1 protein-coding gene is annotated in these 1637 nt (G+C 46.5%); it reads right to left on the bottom strand.

Annotated features, from left to right (window positions below):
- Positions 1 to 39: 39 nt before the first annotated feature.
- Positions 40 to 1574 (bottom strand): IS3 family transposase gene (locus tag FTW16_RS01425; protein ID WP_409994442.1). Its coding sequence is split into 2 segments (ribosomal slippage): positions 40 to 1121 and positions 1121 to 1574, totalling 1536 coding nucleotides; the frame shifts between segments, so codons are not numbered across the junction.
- Positions 1575 to 1637: the final 63 nt, after the last annotated feature.

Here is a 1637-nt window from a genome sequence, read left to right as displayed (position 1 = left end):
CGGCGTTTTTCAAGGTAGTTGTCATCATTTGCTTATTTACTAAGCAGCTTCTCTTTCTGGATTTAGGTGAACGTCACCAATAGGTTCACAGTTTCTGATATCACCTGGCCAGCGTTCAGGGTTTAGCTCTTTTGCTGCGAGTAATACCTTCGCTCGGCGCTTCAAGATCTCTTTATCTTTTCCATTGTGACGCTCTGAAGGCGTGACGTAATTTAGCTTACTGTGCTTATGCTCGGTGTTGTACCAGCGTACGAAGGCTTCAACCCAACTTCGGCTACTATAGAGAGTTTCAAAGCCCTTTGTTGGCCAGCTTGGCATGTACTTTACTGTACGGAACAATGACTCGACATACGGGTTATCATCGCTGACTCTTGGGCGGCTATACGATGAGGTAATACCTAACTCTTCCATTTTTGCTTTAAACGTCAGCGACTTCATCGGTGCACCATTATCTGAGTGAAGAACCAGCGCTTGATTGAAGCATTGCTCTCGCATCAACGTTCGTTGCAGAAGTTGTGACGCCAGCTCACCGCATTCACGCTCATACACTTCATAACCAACGATTTTTCGACTGTAGATGTCCTCGATGACATACAGGTAATAATGTTGGCCTCGAACTTTTGAAGGTAAGTAAGTGATATCCCATGTATAGACTTGGTTCGAATCTGTCGCTGTGTAACTTGTTGGCTTCGCTTGCTTCTGCCTACTCCTTTGACGACCTCGTCTGTGGAGTTGTCCCTGTGCACTCAGCACCCGATAGTAACTCGATTCAGAGGCGATATACTCACCTCGGTCAAGCAGTGTCGGGACGATTTGAGTCGGAGGTAAGCTTGCGAACTCAGAGCGGTTACACACCTCGATAATCGCATCACGCTCTTGCTGAGAGAGCTTGTTAGCAGGCTCTGGCCTGATGCATATCGGCCTTTTGTCAGCTTGAACTTCACCTTGCTGATACCAGCGACGATACGTTCTCAAGTCGATTTGAACTTCATGGCAAGCTGGCTCTAAACGGCATCCGCATTGCTTCGCTTCAAGGATAAGAGTCACTATGGTCTGCCTTTCATCGGTTGAGGTTAATCGTCCTCTGGCTCTTCCCCGTAAAAGGCTCTCAGCTTTTTTCTTAGTACCAAGAGGGCGGCCGTTTCAGCGAGTGCTTTTTCTTTGAGTCGTAAATCTTTCTTCAACTCTTTGATTTCAAGTTTGTCAGCTTTAGCCTGCTTCTTTGCTTCAGCTTCCTGCTCTTTACTCGACTTAAACCCTTGCATACATTCGCTGCGCCAACTTTGGATTTGTTCAGGGAAAAGACCTTTTTCACGACAATATTGGCTTAGTTCACTTTCGGTCATCGAGTAAGTCTCGGCAACAATGGCGAGTTTAGTTTGAGCAGACCACTGCTCTGATGAAGTGTTGCTATTTGGCACGGCGGCTCCTGAACGTCTGAGTTGCTGGCGCCAATGATACAGGGTCGCAGTGCTAATTCCTTCCTCTTCCGACACTTCTTTAACTGACATCGAATAGGGAGGCAACAGCTTCTTCAATATAGCTTCTTTTCTTTCTACTGAGATACGAGACACAATTACTCTTTATCGCCCAAACTGGTTAAATTTTGACAGTGACAACTATCCTGCCAGAGGGGG

Source organism: Vibrio sp. T20 (genome assembly GCF_007858795.1).
Classification (GTDB): Bacteria; Pseudomonadota; Gammaproteobacteria; order Enterobacterales; family Vibrionaceae; genus Vibrio; species Vibrio satsumensis.
This window is presented reverse-complemented; position numbering and strand designations above follow the sequence as displayed.